This window comes from Candidatus Obscuribacterales bacterium (genome assembly GCA_036703605.1).
In the GTDB taxonomy this organism is placed as follows: Bacteria; Cyanobacteriota; Cyanobacteriia; order RECH01; family RECH01; genus RECH01.
This window is the reverse complement of sequence record DATNRH010000299.1, coordinates 1-1,208: the sequence shown is the minus strand read 5'-3', so window position 1 is coordinate 1,208 and position 1,208 is coordinate 1. Positions and strand designations below refer to the sequence as shown.

Sequence of the window (1,208 nt, the reverse complement as noted above, 5' to 3'; positions counted from 1 at the left end):
TGGATTGCGGTTTTGGCAGCAGTTTGGAGCATCGTGGCAGCTCCTTGGCGATCGCCGGATTTTAGCTTAGCCTCAGCCATCTGGGTTTGACGATATTTGGCGAGGGCAAGGATGGAGAGTTGGACAGCGGCGTTGGGGTCTGGCTGATATTGGGACTGTACTTCCACCGTAACGGGAATGGTCTCGGACATGAGCTGGGTTTGCTCGCTGGCAGGGTCATCGTAACGCACCTGTACCGTGGCGATCGTTTGCTCACCCGGGGCGAGTTGGTCAATGTAGAGATTGGCAAGAATCACCCTAGGCGCATCCGTCATCAGATCCCCTAGGCGCACACCATAGAAATCCCCCTCTTTGACCACTTCTAACTCGATAGTTTCGGGGGCGACTTGGGCAAGGGGTTTGAGATCGGCGAGACGGGAATTGGGCGTTAGTTGTAATAAAAGTTGGGCATTGGTTAAACCGACAGACTGGGCGCGACTGAGGAGGCGGTCAAATTCAGCTACGGCTTGGTCTGGGTCTTCGATATAGGCAAGGCTACCGTTGGCGGCATCGGCAATGCTTTCGAGGACATCTTGGTTCCAGTTGCTGCCAAAACCGAGGGTGCTGAGGGTGACACCATGGCTGGCGGCGAGGCGGGCAATGTCGAGGCAGCGGTTATTATCGCCATGTTCATTTTCGCCGTCGGTGAGGATAAAGACTTGGGCGGCGCGGTTGCCGGTGCTGGCGGTGAGTTCTTGTAAACCCAGTTTCATGCCGTCGTCGATGCAAGTGCCCCCGGCGGCTTCTAGGCGACTAATTTGCTTTTTGATGTGGTCTTTATCGCTGGCATCTTGGTTGGAGACGATCACTTTTGCTTTGTGGTCAAAGGCGATGACGGAGAGGCGATCGCCGTCCCGGAGTTTATCGACAAGTTTCATGGCAGCTTCCTTCACTGTCCGCAGCGGTCTACCCCCCATGGAGCCACTGTGATCCAGCACTAAGCAAAGATTGAGCGGTAGATTTTGATCGGTAAATCCGTCGGCGATCGCCGTGATGGAGAGGGACAATTGCCGCTGACTATGGGATTGCTGGGCATCAATGTGGGCATCACTGAGGAGAGCTTGGAGTCCGACTTTCATGGTTGCTTGTTCCAATAAGGCACTATCTTTAACCCCATCGCAGGGACGGAAATTCCGTAATTTCAGGATAACGTTTCCATTTCTGTCCAC

Annotated in this window: 1 protein-coding gene; it reads right to left on the bottom strand. The window is 54.3% G+C overall.

The genetic code is table 11. The features are described 5' to 3' along the window. On the bottom strand, positions 1 to 1,118 hold a 1,118-nt coding region (locus V6D20_06365; protein HEY9815410.1), incomplete at its 3' end, for a VWA domain-containing protein. Positions 1,119 to 1,208: the final 90 nt, after the last annotated feature.